Source organism: Devosia sp. (assembly GCF_028290435.1).
GTDB lineage: Bacteria > Pseudomonadota > Alphaproteobacteria > Rhizobiales > Devosiaceae > Devosia.
This window is the reverse complement of sequence record NZ_JAQGJV010000095.1, coordinates 95544-113968: the sequence shown is the minus strand read 5'-3', so window position 1 is coordinate 113968 and position 18425 is coordinate 95544. Positions and strand designations below refer to the sequence as shown.

The 18425-nt window shown below is 63.8% G+C and carries 22 protein-coding genes; 16 read left to right on the top strand and 6 right to left on the bottom strand.

The window, feature by feature from the left end:
- Positions 1-180: 180 nt before the first annotated feature.
- The gene (locus JWP26_RS21580; protein WP_299732878.1) at positions 181-594 is read right to left on the bottom strand and encodes a DUF4864 domain-containing protein; all 414 of its coding nucleotides are present in this window, start codon (positions 592-594) and stop codon (positions 181-183) included.
- 159 nt (positions 595-753) lie between these two features.
- On the opposite strand from JWP26_RS21580, the gene JWP26_RS21575 reads away from it, so the two are divergent.
- The 3 genes from JWP26_RS21575 to JWP26_RS21565 all read left to right on the top strand — a co-directional run bounded on the left by JWP26_RS21575 (position 754) and on the right by JWP26_RS21565 (position 2407).
- The gene (locus tag JWP26_RS21575) at positions 754-1053 is read left to right on the top strand and encodes a hypothetical protein (RefSeq protein WP_299732874.1); all 300 of its coding nucleotides are present in this window, start codon (positions 754-756) and stop codon (positions 1051-1053) included.
- A gap of 288 nt (positions 1054-1341) precedes the next feature.
- Positions 1342-1770, top strand: a complete 429-nt coding sequence (locus JWP26_RS21570) for a CBS domain-containing protein (RefSeq protein ID WP_299732871.1) — start codon at positions 1342-1344, stop codon at positions 1768-1770.
- A gap of 178 nt (positions 1771-1948) precedes the next feature.
- On the top strand, positions 1949-2407 hold the full coding sequence (locus JWP26_RS21565; protein WP_299732868.1) for a MucR family transcriptional regulator: 459 nt from the start codon (positions 1949-1951) through the stop codon (positions 2405-2407).
- Between the two features lie 12 nt (positions 2408-2419).
- Here JWP26_RS21565 and JWP26_RS21560 read toward each other — a convergent pair whose 3' ends face one another.
- Positions 2420-2806, bottom strand: a complete 387-nt coding sequence (locus JWP26_RS21560) for a GNAT family N-acetyltransferase (RefSeq protein WP_299732865.1) — start codon at positions 2804-2806, stop codon at positions 2420-2422.
- 131 nt (positions 2807-2937) lie between these two features.
- On the opposite strand from JWP26_RS21560, the gene JWP26_RS21555 reads away from it, so the two are divergent.
- From JWP26_RS21555 to JWP26_RS21545, 3 genes are all read left to right on the top strand, one after another.
- Positions 2938-3639 carry a Spy/CpxP family protein refolding chaperone gene (locus JWP26_RS21555; protein ID WP_299732862.1) on the top strand — a complete coding sequence of 234 codons (702 nt, stop codon included), beginning with the start codon at positions 2938-2940 and terminating at the stop codon, positions 3637-3639.
- Positions 3640-3826: 187 nt separating this feature from the next.
- Positions 3827-5059 carry an aminotransferase class V-fold PLP-dependent enzyme gene (locus tag JWP26_RS21550; protein ID WP_299732859.1) on the top strand — a complete coding sequence of 411 codons (1233 nt, stop codon included), beginning with the start codon at positions 3827-3829 and terminating at the stop codon, positions 5057-5059.
- A gap of 166 nt (positions 5060-5225) precedes the next feature.
- Positions 5226-6131, top strand: coding sequence for a DMT family transporter (locus JWP26_RS21545; RefSeq protein ID WP_299732856.1), 906 nt, complete (start codon positions 5226-5228; stop codon positions 6129-6131).
- Here JWP26_RS21545 and JWP26_RS21540 read toward each other — a convergent pair.
- Positions 6119-6478 carry a DUF2147 domain-containing protein gene (locus tag JWP26_RS21540; RefSeq protein WP_299732853.1) on the bottom strand — a complete coding sequence of 120 codons (360 nt, stop codon included), beginning with the start codon at positions 6476-6478 and terminating at the stop codon, positions 6119-6121. The two genes, JWP26_RS21545 and JWP26_RS21540, sit on opposite strands and share 13 nt — an antisense overlap.
- 32 nt (positions 6479-6510) lie before the next feature.
- Positions 6511-6900, bottom strand: coding sequence for a DUF2147 domain-containing protein (locus JWP26_RS21535; RefSeq protein WP_299732851.1), 390 nt, complete (start codon positions 6898-6900; stop codon positions 6511-6513).
- 373 nt (positions 6901-7273) lie between these two features.
- On the opposite strand from JWP26_RS21535, the gene JWP26_RS21530 reads away from it, so the two are divergent.
- The 9 genes from JWP26_RS21530 (at position 7274) to JWP26_RS21490 (ending at position 16065) form a co-directional block, all read left to right on the top strand.
- Positions 7274-7867, top strand: a complete 594-nt coding sequence (locus tag JWP26_RS21530) for a thymidine kinase (protein WP_299732849.1) — start codon at positions 7274-7276, stop codon at positions 7865-7867.
- A gap of 2 nt (positions 7868-7869) precedes the next feature.
- Positions 7870-8256 (top strand): acyl-CoA thioesterase, encoded by a 387-nt coding sequence (locus JWP26_RS21525; RefSeq protein ID WP_299732847.1) that lies wholly within the window; start codon positions 7870-7872, stop codon positions 8254-8256.
- A gap of 258 nt (positions 8257-8514) precedes the next feature.
- On the top strand, positions 8515-9213 hold the full coding sequence (locus tag JWP26_RS21520) for an SH3 domain-containing protein (protein ID WP_299732845.1): 699 nt from the start codon (positions 8515-8517) through the stop codon (positions 9211-9213).
- Positions 9214-9360: 147 nt separating this feature from the next.
- Positions 9361-10149, top strand: coding sequence for an SH3 domain-containing protein (locus tag JWP26_RS21515; protein WP_299732843.1), 789 nt, complete (start codon positions 9361-9363; stop codon positions 10147-10149).
- 136 nt (positions 10150-10285) lie between these two features.
- Positions 10286-10873 (top strand): peptidase inhibitor family I36 protein, encoded by a 588-nt coding sequence (locus JWP26_RS21510; RefSeq protein WP_299732840.1) that lies wholly within the window; start codon positions 10286-10288, stop codon positions 10871-10873.
- A 153-nt stretch (positions 10874-11026) separates the two neighbouring features.
- Positions 11027-13441, top strand: coding sequence for an EAL domain-containing protein (locus tag JWP26_RS21505; RefSeq protein ID WP_299732837.1), 2415 nt, complete (start codon positions 11027-11029; stop codon positions 13439-13441).
- A 206-nt stretch (positions 13442-13647) separates the two neighbouring features.
- Positions 13648-14421 (top strand): amino acid ABC transporter substrate-binding protein, encoded by a 774-nt coding sequence (locus JWP26_RS21500; protein WP_299732834.1) that lies wholly within the window; start codon positions 13648-13650, stop codon positions 14419-14421.
- 211 nt (positions 14422-14632) lie between these two features.
- Positions 14633-15313 (top strand): amino acid ABC transporter permease, encoded by a 681-nt coding sequence (locus JWP26_RS21495; protein WP_299732831.1) that lies wholly within the window; start codon positions 14633-14635, stop codon positions 15311-15313.
- Positions 15310-16065, top strand: coding sequence for an amino acid ABC transporter ATP-binding protein (locus JWP26_RS21490; RefSeq protein ID WP_299732828.1), 756 nt, complete (start codon positions 15310-15312; stop codon positions 16063-16065). Before JWP26_RS21495 ends, JWP26_RS21490 begins: the two co-directional genes overlap by 4 nt.
- A 4-nt stretch (positions 16066-16069) precedes the next feature.
- Here JWP26_RS21490 and JWP26_RS22450 read toward each other — a convergent pair whose 3' ends face one another.
- The gene (locus JWP26_RS22450; protein WP_367184196.1) at positions 16070-16429 is read right to left on the bottom strand and encodes a hypothetical protein; all 360 of its coding nucleotides are present in this window, start codon (positions 16427-16429) and stop codon (positions 16070-16072) included.
- Positions 16371-17564: an MFS transporter gene (locus tag JWP26_RS21485; protein ID WP_367184195.1), complete on the bottom strand. Its 1194-nt coding sequence runs from the start codon at positions 17562-17564 to the stop codon at positions 16371-16373. Before JWP26_RS21485 ends, JWP26_RS22450 begins: the two co-directional genes overlap by 59 nt.
- A 385-nt stretch (positions 17565-17949) precedes the next feature.
- Here JWP26_RS21485 and JWP26_RS21480 point away from each other — a divergent pair, with 385 nt between their 5' ends.
- Entirely contained in the window at positions 17950-18303 is a 354-nt protein-coding gene (locus tag JWP26_RS21480; protein ID WP_299733029.1) for a DUF3597 domain-containing protein, read from the top strand.
- The last annotated feature ends 122 nt before the right edge of the window (positions 18304-18425 follow it).

The window sequence follows — 18425 nt, the reverse complement described above, 5'->3', positions numbered from 1 at the left end:
CGCAGCCCTTCCTCCGCACCAAGCCTAGGTTCGTCGAGCTTCAGGTCAGGCCGAGTCGAGAACGGTGGTTATCGAGAACCGGAGCGGAACGTACTTCGGTACGTGAGCACCGGAGCGCAGATAACCATCGTTCGCAGACCGGCATCACCTGAAGATCGACGGACCTAAAGATCGACGGACCTAGACGCCGATCCCGGCTTCTTTCTTCAGCACCACGCCCTGCACCCGCCAGCCCACATCGGGCTCATCCACCAACTGATACAGCGCCTCATACAGCCCCTGGTCGGGCCCGACGAACTTGACCACCTGCATCACGACAGTGTCGCTGACCTTGGTGAAATCCCCAAAGCTATGCGAGCGCGACGCTACGATTGGCCCATAGCCCGATGCCGCAATCGCCTTGATGAACACGTTCGGATCGGTGAACTGCGCTTTAAACCCGGCCGCGGCAAAATCCAACGCCGCCACGCCATCGCCGGCACGAAACGCCTCGATCTGCCCGGTCACCGACGCCTGCCACGGTGCGTCAGTCTCTTGGGCCTGCGCGGGAAAGACCAACGCGACGAGCAAAGCCAATGCCATTAAGATGCGCATTCCAGCCTCCAATTGCCTCGCGGCCCTCTCGGGCATCATGCCCGGCGCCACAGTTCTGCCGTCAAATGGTACGCGCTTGACCCAGATCGACCCAAACTCTGCGCGCATTCGCACGGTCTACTCATCGTCATTGCCACCATGAGCAAAGACGCCGATCCCATGCACAAATCTACGTCTCCCAAGCGGAAAAGTTTCAGGCTCTACGCGATCGTCTCCACGGCCCTCGTTGGTGTGGGCGCGGCCGCAGCGCTGGCGGCGGGCATAACGCCCGCAACGGCATCCAGCCTGGCGCAAAATGCGGACACCCAGGTTGCGGTGTTTATGATTCCGCTGACCCTGCTCGTTTTGGCATTGCTGTTCGAAGTGACGCGCGTTGCGATGCGCGGCGCCTTGCCGGTGGACTCCACACCCCGCCGAGCCTCTCGCCTCAACTGGACCCCCGGTAACGGCGAGGGCTGACCTCCACACTTCCCGACTGACGTCCCCCTGGGTCGGCCTCGCGCCGGCCCTTTTTTTCGATTCGCCGAGACTGTTTAGAAATTCGCTCTGGTGAGTCAGTTGCTGCGGTTTTCGAAAACCAGAGCGCAGCGTACGTTTGGGTACGTGAGCACCGGAAGCGCAGAATACCGCGGCAGGTGGCCGCCAGAGTAGAATTTCTCTCAGACGTTCTCCCTATTGCCCTGCCCCTCCCTCGGGCGCACACTTTGCGAAAAACCGCGCAATCACCGCAATGAGGAGGACCCAACGATGCTTGTCGAAAATATCCTTCAAACCAAGGGCGTGCTGGTGCACACCCTGCCCGAAACCGGCACCCTGGCCGATGCCGTCGCCCTGCTCAACCGGCACAATATCGGCGCCGTGGTCATCACCGCTACCGGCGGCTCCATCATCGGCATCCTGTCGGAACGCGATATCGTGCGCCGCCTCGGCGCCGATCCGGCCAACACGTTGAACCTGCGCATTGCCGATTGCATGGTGCGCGGCGTCGTCACCGGCACGCTGGTAACCCCCATCGACGAGGTCATGGAGCGCATGACCAATTTCCGCATCCGCCACATGCCCATCGTTGATGGCGATACCCTGGTGGGCATCATCTCCATCGGCGACGTGGTGAAGTTCAAGATCGAAGAGGTCGAACAGGAGGCCAACGCCCTGCGGGAATACATCGCCTCCTGAGGCGCGCGGCCCTTGACCATCGCCGCCGTCCGACTCACCCTCGGATGCCCTGAAGGTAAAGATTGGCCAGAAATAATCGGCGCAAGTTGACATTTTAGCGGGACTAAAGTTTCGATGGACAGCCCCGATAAATCCGCTATTCGTAGGGGCAGCCGCACATAGTTCAGGGTCCGATTTGATGACGAGCGACGAAACAGCCAACGCTGCCAGCGATCTAGTAGTGTTCACGGGCGAAATCGTCAGCGCCTATGTCAGTCACAATTCCATCAGCACCCACGATCTTCCAACGCTGATTTCCAGTGTCCACGCGGCCCTCAAAACGCTTGGCGCGGCGGCTCCCGTCGAGGCGGCGCCCGAGCTTAAACCCGCCGTCGCCATCAAAAAATCGGTAACGCCCGATTTCATCATCTGCCTGGAAGACGGCAAGAAGTTCAAATCCCTCAAGCGCCACCTGATGACGCATTTCCAGATGACGCCGGATGATTATCGCGCCAAATGGGGCCTGCCGGACGATTATCCCATGGTTGCCCCCAGCTATGCGGCAGTCCGCTCGACCCTGGCAAAAAGCAACGGCCTCGGCCGCAAGCCGGCAGCCCCCGCACCATCACGCGGCAAGAAGTCTCCTCCCACGGCCTGACCACGCACTGCCTCAACCCAGCGCGATCAGTCCCGCCGCCGTCTCGGCAAACCCGCAACCGCGATAAAACGCGGTCAGATGCGGCTCGAAATCGACATGCAGCCATTGTGCCCCGCGCGCCCGCGCCGCCTCGGTCGCCGCCTGCACCAGCCGTGTTGCGAGGCCCTGCCGCCGATAAGCCGGGTCCACGCAAGTATCGAGGATGAAGGCATGAATGCCGCCATCCCAGGCGACATTGACAAAGCCCACCAGTCGCTCGCCGTCATATGCCCCGACATGCGCCAGGCTGCGCTGCAGGATCGGCTGGAAACTGGCCGGCCCGGCATCGCCCCACGCCGCCAGCCACAGGGCACTCAGCGCCGCGTCCGTCGGCAACGGATCGTTAACAATATCGATCACATTCAATCCTTTCCGGCCTGAACATTACCAGTCTGTCCAAGTGTTCATCCCCTCGCAAGGTCGCGCACAGGTAGCGCAGTCTAGATTGTCCTCACGCCGCTCCAAACGGCTCCCATGCAAAGGACAAACCCATGAAGACGATCTCCACGACCGCCATTGTGGCATTGATGACAGTCAGTGTCGGCCTCGCCGCCGCAGCCCCCGCAATGGCCCAGCAAGCCCAGCCGCGCATCCAGCAGCACATGCAGCATCCCGGCTGGGGCGGCAATAACCAGGGCAACAACCACGGCAATAACATGCGTCCGGGTTGCGATGGCGCGGGCCTTGGCGGCCTGCTCTCTTTCGGTCGCGACAGTGAACGGCTCGAAATTGCGCTGGTTCGCCTCACACACGCCATCGATCTGACCGACGCGCAGAAGAGCCTGCTCGAAGGCTTCAAGACCGCCGCGGTCGCAGCCCAGGCCGATTTCACCAAGGTCATCGAGGCCAACCGCCCCGAAGCACCGGCCGCCGGCACCCCCCGCCAGCGCCCCGATATCGTCGCCCGTCTCGATCAGCGCATCGCGCTCGAACAGGCCCATGTCGCGGCACTGACTGCCGTCCAGCCGTCGTTCCAGGCCTTCATCACCAGCCTCACCGATGAGCAGAAGGCCAAGCTGATGCCCCAGCATGAGCAGCGGACCGGCTGGCAGGGCCAGCGTCATCAGGGCCCGATGGGCCAGCAGGGACAAGGCCCGATGGGCCACCATGGCAAGCGTCCAATGCCCGGCCAGCTTGACGCCCCCGGCGCACCTCCGGCCCCCGCCGCCGAGACGGCGCCGCTCAAGAGCTAAAAGACCCTATCCAGTTCGGTCCGCTGCCTCACCCTCAGATAGCGGACCGTCTCCGGCACCGGGGTCTGCCCCCACGATACCCTGGCGCCCTGCAGGCCCTGGCTCAGCCGAGCCAGGGCCTGTCCCTGTGTTGCACCGGCCTCTTTGATGATCTACCAATCGGCCACCCCGCTGACTGGATCACCCCATGACCGCCCTGCCCCTCGACCCGGCCCGCATTCGCGCGCATTTCCCCGCTTTTGCCGAACCCTCCCTGCAAGGCCAGGCCTTCTTCGAAAATGCCGGGGGCTCCTATATGTCGCGCCAGGTGATGGACAAGCTCGACCACTATGTCCGCGCCACCAAGGTGCAGCCCTATGGCCATTACCCTGCATCCCAGGAAGCCGGCGCGGCGATGGACCTCAGCTTCACCCGGCTAGCCCAGGCGCTCAACGTGAGCGCCGACTGGATCCATTTCGGCCCCTCCGCCTCCGCGAACACCTATGTGCTGGCCAATGCCTTCGGCGCCTGGCTCAAGCCCGGCGACGCCATCGTCGTCACCAATCAGGACCACGAGGCCAATTCGGGCAATTGGCGCCGCCTCGCCGCGCGCGGCATCGAGGTGCGCGAATGGCAAGTCGATCCCCAGACCGGCCGCCTGTCCCTCGCCACACTCGACACCCTGCTCGACGCCAAAGTTCGCCTCATCGCCGCGACCCATTGCTCTAATGTCGCCGGTGAAATCAACCCGGTCGCCGAAATCGCCGCTCGTGCCAAATCCATCGGCGCCGTCACCGTCATCGACGGCGTCAGCTACGCCCCGCACAGCCTGCCGGACCTCGCCGCGCTCGGCGTCGATATCTATATTTTCTCCGCCTACAAGGTTTACGGCCCCCATCAGGGCATTATGGCCGTCCGCCCCTCGCTGGCTATGGACCTTCCCAACCAGGGCCACTTCTTCAACGACGACAAGCCGCGCTACCGCCTGACCCCCGCCGGCCCCGACCACGCCCAGATCGCCGCCGCCTCCGGCATCGTCGATTATCTGGAGGCCGTCGCCACCATCGCCGGTGACAATGCCCCCGGCGAAAATCCCTTCCGCCGCGCCCACCACGCCATGCGCGCCCAGGAAATCGCCCTAGCGACGCCCCTGCTCGATTATCTGCGCGGCAAGAATTCCGTCCGCCTCATCGGCCCCGACGATCCCGCCCTACGCGCCCCCACCATCGCCATCGCGCTTGACGAACCCGGCGCCGCCGTCGCCGCGCGCCTCGCCAAGCACGGCATCATGGCCGGCGGCGGCCACTTCTACGCCTATCGCCTGCTCGAGGCCCTCGGCATCGACCCCAGTCACGGCGTCCTGCGCCTGTCATTTGTGCACTACACCACGCCCGAGGAAATCACCCAGCTCATCGCCGCGCTGGATGCCGAGCTGAAGTAAAGACACCCTCACCCGGCCTCCGCTTCGCTCGGCCACCCTCTCCCCGAGGAAACATGAGAGGTCGCTGCCTTTCTATTCTTCTCCCCGTCGGGGAGAAGGTGGCGCGCAGCGCCGGGTGAGGGTGTCTGCCCTCCCAGCGCTCTCATCAAACCACCCGAAAGTCCCCATGCCCCGTCCCGCCGCCATTGCCCTGCTCCTGTTCTGCACCATGCTCTGGGGCTTCGCTTTCGTGGTGCAGAAATCGGCCATGCAATCCATGGGCCCGCTGACCTTTATCGGCCTGCGCTACCTGCTTGGCGGTCTCGTCATCCTGCCCGTCGCCCTGTTCGAGCGCCGCCGCCAGGCCGTCCATCTGACGCGCAACAACTGGCTGTTCATCGGCCTCATGTCGCTGGCCTTCTTCATCGGCTCCTGGCTGCAACAGGTGGGCCTGCTCACCACCACTGTCACCAATGGCGGCTTTCTCACCAGCCTCTATGTGCTGTTCGTCCCCGCCATTGCGCTGATCGCCTTTCGCACCTGGCCCCACCCGATCGTCTGGGTCGGCATGCCCATGGCGCTGATCGGCATCTACTATCTCAATGGCGGAGGGCTCGATCGCCTCAATGGCGGCGACCTCTGGATCATCATCAGCGCCCTGTTCTGGGCCTGCCACGTGCTGATGCTCGGCCATATCGCGCGCACCACCGGCCAGCCCATCCTGATTTCGTGCGTCAGTTTCCTCGCCGCCGGTGCCGTGGGCCTAGTCCTTGCCTTCATCCTCGAAACACCCAGTTTCGACGGCATCATGAATGGCTGGATGGAAATCGCCTATGCGGGCATTTTCTCCACCGCCATTGCCTTCACCTTTCAGGCCGTCGGCCAGCAATATGTGCCGCCCGCCAACGCGGCGATCATCCTGTCATCCGAAAGCCTGTTCGCCGCGCTCGGCGGTGCCCTGCTGCTCGGCGAGCGCCTCCCCGCCATCGGCTATGCCGGCGCCGCGCTGATCCTGGTCGCCATATTACTGGTCGAGATCGTCCCCGCGCTCAACGCGCGCCGAACACCCGCACCCGAGGGTCATTCCGCATAACGAAAGAGCCGATAGGTCTTGCAGATCACCAGCGCCACGCAGCCTCTCAGCTCAATCTCATCGTCGCCCACCTGGGTGATCGTCCCGCCCGCCGATTGCCCGAACAGGTGTAGGTCGCCCTTCCACTCGTTCGGCCCCGTTGCCTGCGCATGGTCGATCAGCAGCGTGTTGAGATAGGGCAGGTTCTCCGCGTTGTCGGCGCCATTGCCCAGCCAGATCAGCGTGCCGCACAGCTGCGTGCCGTCGCCGCACAGCTCCACCCGGTAGCGCGAGTCGCGCATCTCGATTTCCCAAGTGCCCACCGGCGATGCCGCAAAGGCCGCCGGCGCGATCGCCAAAACGGCCACTGCCACGGCACCGCAAAGGGCACGACGGACCCTCACTTGTCGTGCCGATACATCTGGTAGGTCTTGCACACGACCACGAACGCGCACCCTGAAAGCGTCATCTGATTCTCGCTCTGCTGGGTGATGCTGCCGGACATGTCGTATCCGAGCAGCCGGAGCTTGCCCTTCCACTTGCCCTCGCCCGCCTGCGCCATGCCGGTCGTCACCGGCGTATTCAGATAGCGCTGATACTGCTTGTTGTAATCGGCGTCGGACAGCCAGACCAGCGTGCCGCACAGCTTGGTGCCATCGCCGCAAAGCTGCAGCTGGATGCGCGTATCGCGCGTCTCCAGTTCCCACACCCCATTGGGCGACGCCAAAGCAGGCGCCACGCTTGCCACCACCAGTCCCACCGCGACGATCGCCTTACCAAAACCCCGCATGGAAATCTCCTGAACGCAAAGCCACCGATCGGTTCAGCCTGCCGTCACCAAGCTGAATGCCCGCTGAACAAGGCGGTTCCACCAGCCTGTCCACAGTCACATGCCCGTCATTGCCCTGTCATGCCCCGCTCATAGGCTGGTCTCGTTCCGGCCTTACCCCATTCGGCCCGAACCGCCCGGCCCCGCGTTTCCCCAACGCCGCACCGGGCATCTTAGAGAGCTTGGGCCGCCAGCCTAGCTCGGCCGACCCTAATCGGCATCTGGGCCGCCTTTCGGGGCGGCCGCTTTTTATGTGGACCAATCGCGTTTGCCCTCGCGCAAACCCCGCCGCTGCGGCACAACGAGCGCTGATCAATTCCCTGACGCGCGGTCCATGGCCAAACTCTATTTTTCCTACGCGGCAATGAATGCGGGCAAGTCCACCCTGTTGCTGCAGGCTGCCTATAATTACCGCGAAAGCGGTATGCGCCCCCTGCTGTTCACCTCCGCCCTCTATGCCGAAGGCGACGTCGGTCTCATCAGTTCGCGCCTGGGCATTTCCGAAGCCGCAGAACTCTATGGCGATGGCGACGACCTCTATCAGAAGATTCGCGATCACCAGGACGAAGCCAAGGTCGATTGCGTCTTCGTCGATGAGGCTCAATTCCTCACCCATGACCAGGTCTGGCAACTCGCGCGCGTCAGTGACCGGCTCAAGATACCGGTCATGTGCTTCGGCCTGCGCACCGATTTTCAGGGCAAACTGTTTCCCGGCTCCTCCGAACTGCTTGCCATTGCCGATGTCCTGCGAGAAATTCGCACCATCTGCTCCTGCGGCGCCAAGGCCACCATGGTGGTGCGCCAGGGCATGGATGGCCGCGTACTGACCGATGGCAACCAGGTTTCCATCGAGAAATCCGTCTACCTGTCCCTTTGCCGCCGGCACTGGGAAGAAGCTGTCGGCCGTTGGCCAGTCAAAGGACCCTGATCATGGACCGCTCGGCCACCGAACCCAAGGGCGACCTCACCATCCGCACCCTGGCCATGCCCGCCGATACCAATCCGGCCGGCGACATTTTCGGCGGCTGGGTGATGAGCCAGATGGATATTGCCGGCTCAATCGCGGCGCACGAGCGCACCAAGGGCCGCACCGTCACCGTGGCGGTCGAGGGCATGACCTTCATCTCGCCCGTCAAGGTCGGCGACGTGCTCTGCGTCTACACCACCGTCGAGCGTGTCGGCACCACGTCCATCACTGTCAGCATGGAGGCCTGGGCCCGCCGCAATCGCCTTGGGGATCGCGTCAAGGTCACCGAAGCCCGCTTCGTCTACGTCGCCCTCGACGATCACGGCATGAAGCGCAAGATCGAAGCCTGAGAAGCCGTTTGAAAACTTGCTTGGTGAGTGAGGTGGGTTTCGAGGACCAGAGCGCACCGTACTCCAGCCCATGAGCACCCGAAGGTCCGCGCTGCAAATACCACCGCAGAAGACCGCCAGAATGGAATTTCCAAGCAGTCTCTGAGCCTGCCTCCCTTGAATGGCCATAATGCTGAACGAATCCGTTCAGGTCGCGTTCAGCCTGTTCATGCTCAAACGTCATCAGGTCGCCATTGCGATCGCCATCGGGAGCCCCTCATGCCCACCTTCCGCCTTGCCATTGCCGCCTTCGCCGCCGCGATGTCCCTGATCGCCCTCGCCACTCCGGCTTTTGCCACGCCCGGCGTCACCCGCCAGGATGCCCAGGTTCTGTCCGAGCCCAATTCCGGCGCTGCATTTCTCGGCACCATTGGCGCATCGCAGCAGCTTGATATAATTGGCTGCAACGGCGTGTGGTGCAAGGTATCGGGCGGCGGTCTGACCGGCTGGATCGGCAAGGACTTCATCACCTTCAAGGGCATCATCCCCACCCCCACTATCGGCGTCGATTCCGGCAGCCAGCCGCCACGGCCCGGCAATAACGGGAACAATGGCGGCAACAATAACGGCCCCAGCTTCAATTTCGATTTCGGCTTCGGCAACGACAATCCAGGCCCATTCCCGCCGCAGCAGCAGCCGCGTCCGCCGCGCCCCCAGCCCTCGCAGCGCGCCCAGGCCTGCTTCTATAGCAGCACCAATTTCCGGGGCGACAGCTTCTGCGTCGATCGTGGCCAGAGCTACGCCTATCTGCCGGACGATTGGGACAATGAAATCCGCTCGGTTGAAATCTTTGGCCGCGCCCGCGTCGATCTGTGCCGCGACGAGGATATGGAAGGCGCCTGCGCCACCCTGCGCTCCAGCCAGTCGCGCCTGCCCAGCCAGATCGACCGCCGCGTCTCCTCGCTCGAGGTCTACTGAGTTCAGGGCTGCCGACCGGCGGCCCGGCAATTGGCCGGTGCAGGAACCCTTTGCACCGGCGCCCCGTTCCTAGCACAACATCCCACCTAATCTTCCGCGTGCCCGATTCCTGGGCACGCCGACTAAGCCCATCCATGGAGCGCCTTGATGAACCGCCAAACTCGCAGAATGCTGCTGAACCTTGCCACCGGCTTTGCCGTGGCCGCCGCTGCCGCACTCACCTTCCTCCCCGCAACCCAGGCAGCGCCGGGCGTCATTACCTCCAACGTCAATGTGCGTTCCGGCCCCGGTACCAACTACGCCGTTGTCACCGCCGTGCCGAGCGGCACGCAGGTCGATGTGCAGCGCTGTGACTCTGGCTTCTGCTATGTCGAAGGCCGTCGCATCTCCGGCTGGGTTTCCGCCCAATACCTCAGCGCCGGTGGCCGCCCCGTCAATCCGAGCAATCCGGGCGTGTCCTTCGGCTTCTCCGTCGGCGGCCCCGGCGGTCCCAACATCAATATCGGTGTCGGCAACGGCAATAACGGCCCCGGCCCCCGTCCGGGCAATAATGGCCCCTTCCCCGGCAATAACGGTCCATTCCCCGGCAATAACGGTCCATTCCCCGGCTTCCCCGGCAATGGTAACGGCCCCGGCCCGCGCCCCGGTGACAACTTCCCCGGCAATGGCCCGGGCACGCGTCCTCCCGTCTATCAGGATGCCGAAGTCTGCTTCTACGATCGCAGCCGCTTCCGCGGGAACAGCGAATGCTACCAGTCGGGCGACAGCGTCCGCGACCTTGGCCGCATGGCTGGCACCTTCCAGTCGATGGAAAATGAGGACGGCTTGAGCGTCCAGGTCTGCGCCGATCGCAACTTCCGCGATTGCCGCACCTACACCACCAGCGCCTCCTCCCTCAGCAGCTTCGGCGACGTGTATTCGGTCCGCATTCGCTAAAATGCTCTAACGCCACATCAAGCGCCGCCCCCTGGGGGTGGCGCTTTTTGTTTGCCTTTGGTAATTGCGGCTTGGATGTGGCAACCGCCCGCGCTACTATCGCGCCATCTTACGCCGATCCTGGGAGCCTTTATTCATGGTACTGCGCACGCGCCAAATCCTGCTTGCACTTATTGCGCCTTTGGTCCTGCTGTTCGCAGTGGCACCCGCAATGGCCGAAGGTCCCGGATACGGCACGCCCGCCTGGAGCACTCAGGACCTGACCCTACGCCAAGGTCCCGGCGGCCCTTATGACGTTGTCGGCGCCATCGCCGCCGACCAGGCCATCCTGGTCTATCGCTGCACCGTGCGGTGGTGCGTGGTTGGCCAAGGCCATGAACGCGGCTGGGCCCAGATCTCCAAGCTGAGCTTCGGTCTGTCCTCGGCCGGCCCGCTGAGTGGCCCGCGCCTGAACTATGGCCATGGCGGCCCCGGCCAAATCTGCTTCTTCGAAGGCCGCAACTATACCGGCGCCTCGGTCTGCATGACCTCCGGCAATGTCTACAACGACCTGTTGCTGTCCCACCTCGATAATCGCTTCTCCTCGGTGACCGTAGAGGGCCATGTCTCCGCTGCCGTCTGCCGCGACGCCGATTTCCAGTCCTATTGCACCCGCATCATCAAGAGCGAACCGGTGCTGGGACGCTATCTGAACGATGCCGTCTCCTCGATCCGCGTCTATTAGCTCAATAAAGCCAGCCGTTTATCGGCTGGCCCTCGCCACACATCATTAACTAGCCGGGCCGTAATCCGCCCGATTTCGATCACGTTATTTTCGCCTTCATAGGGTTTTTACTGACCCGCCCTGATGGTCTAGGTAATTAACGCCGAGACCATTATGCAAACTGTCCTCTCCACGCTGTTCTTCCATCACGACTTGCGCCTCGTGGTCCTTGCCGCTCTCATCTGCGCGCTATCCGCCTTCGCCGGCGTCACGCTGCTAAGTCACGCGCAAAAACTCAGGCCCGGCCGCACCCGCGCCATTTGGCTGGCGATCGCTGCCGGTTCGGTCGGCTTTGGCATCTGGGCCACCCATTTCGTGGCCATGCTCGCCTTCGCCATCGGCATGCCGACCGGCTATGACCTGTGGATGACGCTGCTCTCGCTGGCGCTCGCCATCGTGGTGACCGGCGGCGGCTTCTGGGTGGCCACGGCCGGCAGTCGACGCTCCGACAAGGCCTTGGGCGGCGCCATCGTCGGCATCGGCATTGCGGGCATGCACTATGTCGGCATGGTCGCGCTGATGATCGGCGGCAACATTGCCTGGGACACCACGCTGGTTGCTTCGTCGCTTCTCCTCGGCATGGTGTTCGGCGCCGCGGCCCTGCTGGTTGCTGCGCTCGGCACCGGCGTCAAATCCCGCTTCGGCGGCACGGCCCTGCTCACTCTGGGCATCTGCGCCATGCACTTCACCGGCATGGGTGCCGCTGGCATGCAAAACTGCTACGCCATCGTCAGCGCCGCCGATGCGACCCCCGAATATCTGGGAATAGCGGTGGCCATCGGCAGTATCATGGTCCTGCTCACCGCCCTCATGGCGCTGCGCCTCGATTTGCGCGAAGAAAAGCGCGCCGCCCTTGAAGGTCACCGCATGCGCGGCCTCGCCGATGCCGCCGTCGAGGGCCTGATGGTCTGCCTCAACGACAACATCGTCACGGTCAATGCCAGCTTCCGCACTCTGGTCGGCCAGAGTGACGACGAAGTCACCGGTAAGCCACTGTCGGCCTATTTCGATGAGACCACCTGCGCCGCCCTGCTCGCCCGGCACAATGTCGCCGTCGAAACCGATCTCGTGGGCCCCAAGGGCATGCGCATTCCGGTCGAGGTCATCCTGCGCAAGGTGGACTATAGCGGCAAGCCGCACCACGTTGTGGCCGTCCGCGATCTCAGCGCCCGCCGCCAGGCCGAGCAGCATATCCGCTTCCTCGCCCATCACGACGCGCTGACCGGCCTGCCCAACCGCGCCAGCTTCAATCGCCACCTGGAAAGCGAAATCGCCTTGGCGACGCGCCAGGGCCAGAGCTTTGCCGTGCTGTGCCTCGATCTCGACCGCTTCAAGGAGGTCAACGACCTGTTCGGCCACCCCTCCGGCGATGCCCTGCTGAAGCGGGTCGGCGAGTCGCTGCTCGCCACCATTGGCGACAAGGGTTTTGCGGCGCGCATCGGCGGCGACGAGTTCTCCGTCATCATCCCCGATATCGGCAGCCCGGCCCGCGCCGGCCGCATTGCCGAGCGCATTCTCGACGGCTTCCGTGACGCCAACCAGAACGCCGCCGACGGCACCCTGATCTCCGCCTCGATCGGTATTTCGCTGTTCCCCGACAATGCCGAAGACCCGCAACACCTGGTCACCCATGCCGATACCGCGCTCTACCGCGCCAAGCATGACGGCCGCGGCATCTACCGCTTCTTCGAAACCGAAATGGGCACCGCCGTGCGCGAGCGCCGCCTGATGGAAAACGACCTGCGCCACGCCATTTCCCGCCAGGAACTGCATCTGGTCTATCAGCCCCAGGTCGATATCGCCTCGGGCCTGGTGACCGGGTTCGAAGCACTGGTGCGCTGGGCTCATCCGGACCATGGCCAGATTTCGCCCAGCACCTTCATCCCCGTCGCCGAGGAAAGCGGGCTGATCATGCAGATCGGCGAGTGGGTCATGCTCACCGCCTGCGAGGAGGCCGCCTCCTGGTCCAGCCCCCTCTCCATCGCCGTCAATGTCTCGGCGGTGCAGATGCAGAGCGCCCAATTGCCCGAAATGATCGCCGAAATCCTGCGCAAGACCGGCCTGGCCCCCGAGCGCCTCGAGATCGAGATCACCGAGACGGCCCTGGTCCGCGATATCAACCGCACCCTGATCAGCCTGCGCCAGATCAAGGCCCTGGGCGTGCGCATCGCCATGGACGACTTCGGCACCGGCTATTCCTCGCTGGCCAACCTGCGCGCCTTCCCGTTCGACAAGATCAAGATCGACCAGTCCTTCATCAAGTCGGTCGACAGCAACGAGCAGTCCGCCGCCATCGTCCGCGCGGTCCTCGGCCTCGGCGCCGGCCTCAAGCTGCCGGTGGTGGCCGAAGGCATCGAACGGCGGGAAGAGCTCGATTTCCTGCGCGGCGAAACCTGCGGCGAAGCCCAGGGGTTCCTCCTCAGCCGCCCCGCCGCCATCGCCACTTTCGCCAATATCACCGAGGGTCGCGAAACCACTATCGAGGGCCTGGGCTGGGACACGCCGAAACAACTGCGCATCGTGAGCTGACTGTCGGCGGTCGCCTCCGGGCGGCCGCCCCACTATTCGCCAGCAGCGCCATTTCCCCAAAATCCAAATCCTGAGTATGCCAATGCGTCTCGGGCGCCACGGCAGAAACATCCTGCTTTTTGCTGGCAACAACCATGGCGAAGACTGAACCGCGCCTATAGATCACCTTGCGCCGTGGGAAACATACGCGCTGCAAGGAGACAAACATGAAACTGGTAAAGTCGATTATTGCTTTGGGCCTGCTGCAGCTGGCAGTGATGACCCCAACCTTCGCGCAGTCCGGCCTCGACGCCATCAAGTCCGCCGGCACGCTGCGCATCGGCACCGAGGGCACCTATGCGCCGTTCACCTTCCATGACGATACCGGCGCCCTCGTGGGCTTCGACGTCGAAATCGGCCAGGAAATCGCCAAGCGCCTGGGCGTCAAAGCCGAGTTCGTCGAAGGCAAGTGGGATGGCCTGATCGCCGGCATCGATGCCAAGCGCTATGACGCTGTCATCAACCAGGTCGGCATCAATCCCGAGCGCCAGGCCAAATACGATTTCTCCGAACCCTACATCGCCTCCAAGGCCGTGCTGGTCGTGCGCGGCGACAATACCGCCATCACCAGCTTCGCCGATCTCGCTGGCAAAAAGTCCGCCCAGACCCTGACCAGCAATTTTGGCAAGCTCGCCACCGAGAGCGGCGCTGAACTCGTCGGCACCGACGGCTTCGATCAGTCCATTGCCCTGGTCATCGACGGCCGCGCCGATGCCACCATCAATGACAGCCTCTCCTTCTACGATTTCAAGAAGCAGAAGCCCGATGCCAACGTGAAGATCGCCGCCACCCAGGACGCCGCCGACCATTCGGGCGTGTTGATCGCCAAGGGCAATCCCGAACTGCTCGCCGCCATCAACGACGCCCTGGTCTCGATCAAGGCCGACGGCACCTACGCGACGATCTCCCAGAAATACTTCGGCGCCGACGTCTCCAAGTAATCTTCACCTCTCCCTTTGGGGGAGAGGTCGACCCTTTTGGGTCGGGTGAGGGGGCCTTTACCGGGTGCGCTGCCTGGGAAAGGCCCCCTCACCCGTCGCTGCGCGCCGACCTCTCCCCCAAAGGGAGAGGTGAAGGACGCCGCCCAAAACTCTCCCCTCACCGACCCACTAATGCTATCGAGACTCATCCACGTCTCACGGGGACCCATCCATGCCGCACTGGCTCGACCTGATGCTGACCTCCCTGCTGCCGCTCCTGCGCGCCGGCATCCTCTTCACCGTGCCGCTGACCCTGCTCTCCTTCGCCCTCGGCCTCGCCGTCGGCTTCATCGCCGCCATCACCCGCCTCTTCGGCCCCGCGCCCCTCTCGGCCATCGTCAAATTCTACGTCTGGGTCATTCGCGGCACGCCGCTCCTCGTCCAACTCTTCCTGATCTTTTACGGCCTGCCCAGCATCGGCATCGTCCTCGACGCCTTCCCCGCCGCCCTGATCGGCTTCACCCTCAATGTCGGCGCCTATACGTCCGAGATTATCCGCGCCGTCATCACCGCCGTGCCCAAGGGCCAGTGGGAAGCCGCCTTCTCCATCGGCATGACCTGGCCGCAAGCCATGCGCCGCACCATCTTGCCCCAGGCCAGCCGCATCGCCGTGCCGCCCCTGTCCAACACCTTCATCGCCCTCATCAAGGACACATCGCTGGCCGCCGCCGTCACAGTGCCCGAGCTGTTCCAGGCCGGCCAGCGCATCGTCGCCACCACCTACGAGCCGCTGATCATCTATATCGAAGTCGCCATCATCTACCTGGCGCTCAGCTCCGTCCTCTCCACCCTGCAGACCCGTCTGGAAAAACGCCTCTCCCGCTATGGCGGCCACATGGAGGCCGCCTCGTGATCACCCTCGACCACATTCACAAGAGCTTCGGCGACCTCACCGTCCTCAACGATGTCAGCGTCGCCGTGCGCGAAGGCGGCGTCACCGCCCTGATCGGCCCCTCCGGCGGCGGCAAGAGCACCCTGCTGCGCTGCGTCAATCTCCTCGAAATCCCCCAATCCGGCCGCGTGCAGATCGATGACGCCGTGCTGGATTTCAACCCAAAATCCCACCCCCACCGCGACGCCATCCTGCGCCTGCGCCGTCACACCGGCATGGTATTCCAGAATTTCCAGCTTTTCCCGCACCAGACCGCGCTGGAAAACGTCATGGAATCCCTTCTGACAGTCCTCAACTGGCCCAAGGACAAAGCCCGCACCCGCGCCCTCGAACTGCTCGACAAGGTCGGCATGTCCCACAAGGCCGATGCTTGGCCCACCAACCTCTCCGGCGGCCAGCAACAGCGCGTCGCCATCGCCCGCGCCCTCGCCCCCTCCCCCAAAGTCCTCCTCTGCGACGAACCCACCTCCGCCCTCGATCCCGAACTCGCCGGCGAAGTCGTCGACGTCCTGGTCCAGCTCGCCCGCGAAGGCACCACCATGCTCATCGCCACCCACGACCTGCGCCTCGCCGCTGCGATCGCCCACGACGTGGTGTTTTTGGAGCGGGGCGAAGTGGTGGAAGCGGGCGCGGCCAGCCAGGTGTTCAACGCGCCGGTGCAAGCTCGCACCAAGCAGTTTGTCGTCACATTGGGCGCGCCATCCCAGGCTTAGGCGCCTACTTTGGCTGCGCCACCCGCTTCGGCACGAAGACCGCGACGCAGACCGTCGCCAGCGCCAGAACCAGCATGGCGATGAAGGTCAAGTGCAGCGCGCCCTGCAGCACGAGGCGGACCGATCCTTCGGCGGCGACAACATCCCCCGTTCGGCCGAGCAACTGGCGCAGTTGATCCTCACTCACGCCCTGTCCCGCCGACACCTGCCAAAGTCCGAAATTGAGCACAGCGCCCATCACCGCAGCACCGAGCGTGCTGCCGAGATTGCGCGAGAACAGGTTGGACGCCGTGCCCGCCCCACGTTCATGGGCAGCGGCCTCGCCCTGGATCACCAGCAGTGCCGAGACGGTAATAAGCCCCATGCCAAAACCCATGATCAGCGAAGCAATGCCCGCCTGGATCGGGGAACTGTCGGGCCCCATGAGCGTCAGGACCAGGGCCCCGATGGGCTGCAGGACGGCGCCGGTGAGCACGAGGGGACGCGCACCCAGATGATAGAAAATCCGCGCCGCGATAGTCGCCCCCATTTGGCCAGCCCAGCAGCATCGTGGTCAGCGTAAAGCCCGCGACCATCGCCGATTGCCCCAGCACGCCCTGCACGTAGATCGGCAAGAAGGTGGTCAGTCCCATCAACGACATGCTCGCGAGCACGGTGACACCATTGGCCGTCGCGATCGAAGGGCGCCGCCACAACTCCAGCGAAATCATCGGATCCGGCGCCCGCCGCTCCTGCAAGACGAACAGCACTGCCGCAACCGCAAAAACAATGACGCAGCCGGCGAGCAGCAGCATCGAATTGCCGCCCTCGGTCAGCGCCAGCATCAATGCGGCGATGGCGATGGCGGACAGGATCGCCCCGACGATATCAACGGATCCGCCCTTCTTGCGGGCTGGTTCGCGCAGAAAACCTAAATAGATCGCCGCGGCCACAAGCCCGATCGGAATATTGATCCAGAACACCCAGGGCCAGGAGATGGCGTGGACGATGAAGCTGCCAAGCAATGGGCCGCTGACCGCAGAGACCGCCCAAACCGCAGCCAGATAACCCTGCACCTTGCCGCGCTGCTTGCCCGGATAGAGATCGGCGATGATGGTCATGGCGGCCGGTTGCATCGCGCCCGCACCGACGCCCTGGATCAGCCGCGCCACGATCAGCATCGGCAATGACGAGGCCAGGCCCGCCAGGATCGAGCCTGCAAGGAATACCCCGATGCCGAGCAAAACGATCGGCCGGCGGCCATAGATATCGGCAAACTTGCCGAACACCACAGTCACTGCCGTCGTTGCCAGCAGGTATGATGAGAACACCCAGCTATAGAGCGACAGTCCGCCCAGATCGGCGACGATCTGCGGCATGGCGGTCGACACGATAGTGGCCTCGAAGGCGACCATCGCCATCGACACCATGACGGCGGCCAGAATGGGCCAGCGGAGCGGGCTCGTGGCGGTCGGCACATCGGCCTCGCCCTGCGTTGACGTCGTGCTAATTGCTCGCATCCTAATGATTTATCGGCTGATCTCTCGCACTTCCATTGCGGAGTCGCAAAGGCAAAGTCGGCAATCACGCCAGATTTGACCGCCACTCTGCGCCAGCCTACGCTTCTCCACAAACGGGAACGGCACCAATGGCCGCGCGTTAGCCGAGGCAAGACTTGCCTTCGGCACGTCGTCCGGATCGCTGAGGAGACAGCATAGCATGGGCATTTTCGACAACATCAAGGACCGCATTTTCGGTCACCACCCCTCACCCGCCGCAATCCCAACCGCCGCGGCGACGCCCGCCGCCAGCCCCGCCCCCACCGGCGTTGCTTCGACAACGCCCAACGTGCAGGCCGCGCAGCAGGCTGCGCTTGATGCCGGCAAGGCCGCCGCCGAAAAGTCCATCGCCGATGCCGTTGCTGCCAACGCCGCCGCTGCCTCGAAAACCCAGACGGCCGCCGCCACTACACCCCAGGCCACCGCTCCCAGCACCACTCAGAGTGTCGATGTCGCCGCTGTCCTCGATGCCGCCGTCGCCAAATCCGGCCAGACGCTGCACTGGAAAACCTCCATCGTCGACCTGCTCAAAGCGCTTGACCTCGACAGTTCGCTCACCGCCCGCAAGCAGCTTGCCGACGAACTCGGTTATACAGGCGACCAGTCCGACTCCGCCGCCATGAACATCTGGTTGCACAAGCAGGTCATCACCAAGCTCGCCGCCAATGGCGGCAAACTCCCCCCCAGCATGCTCGCCTGATTGCCCCTTATCGCGCGCCGCCAATCCAGGCGGCGCGTTAGCCGCGATACCGCCATCAGTGCTGACACGATCTGTCAGCACCCCCGTTCCCTCTCCGTTCATGGAATGCTAAGGTCAGCGGA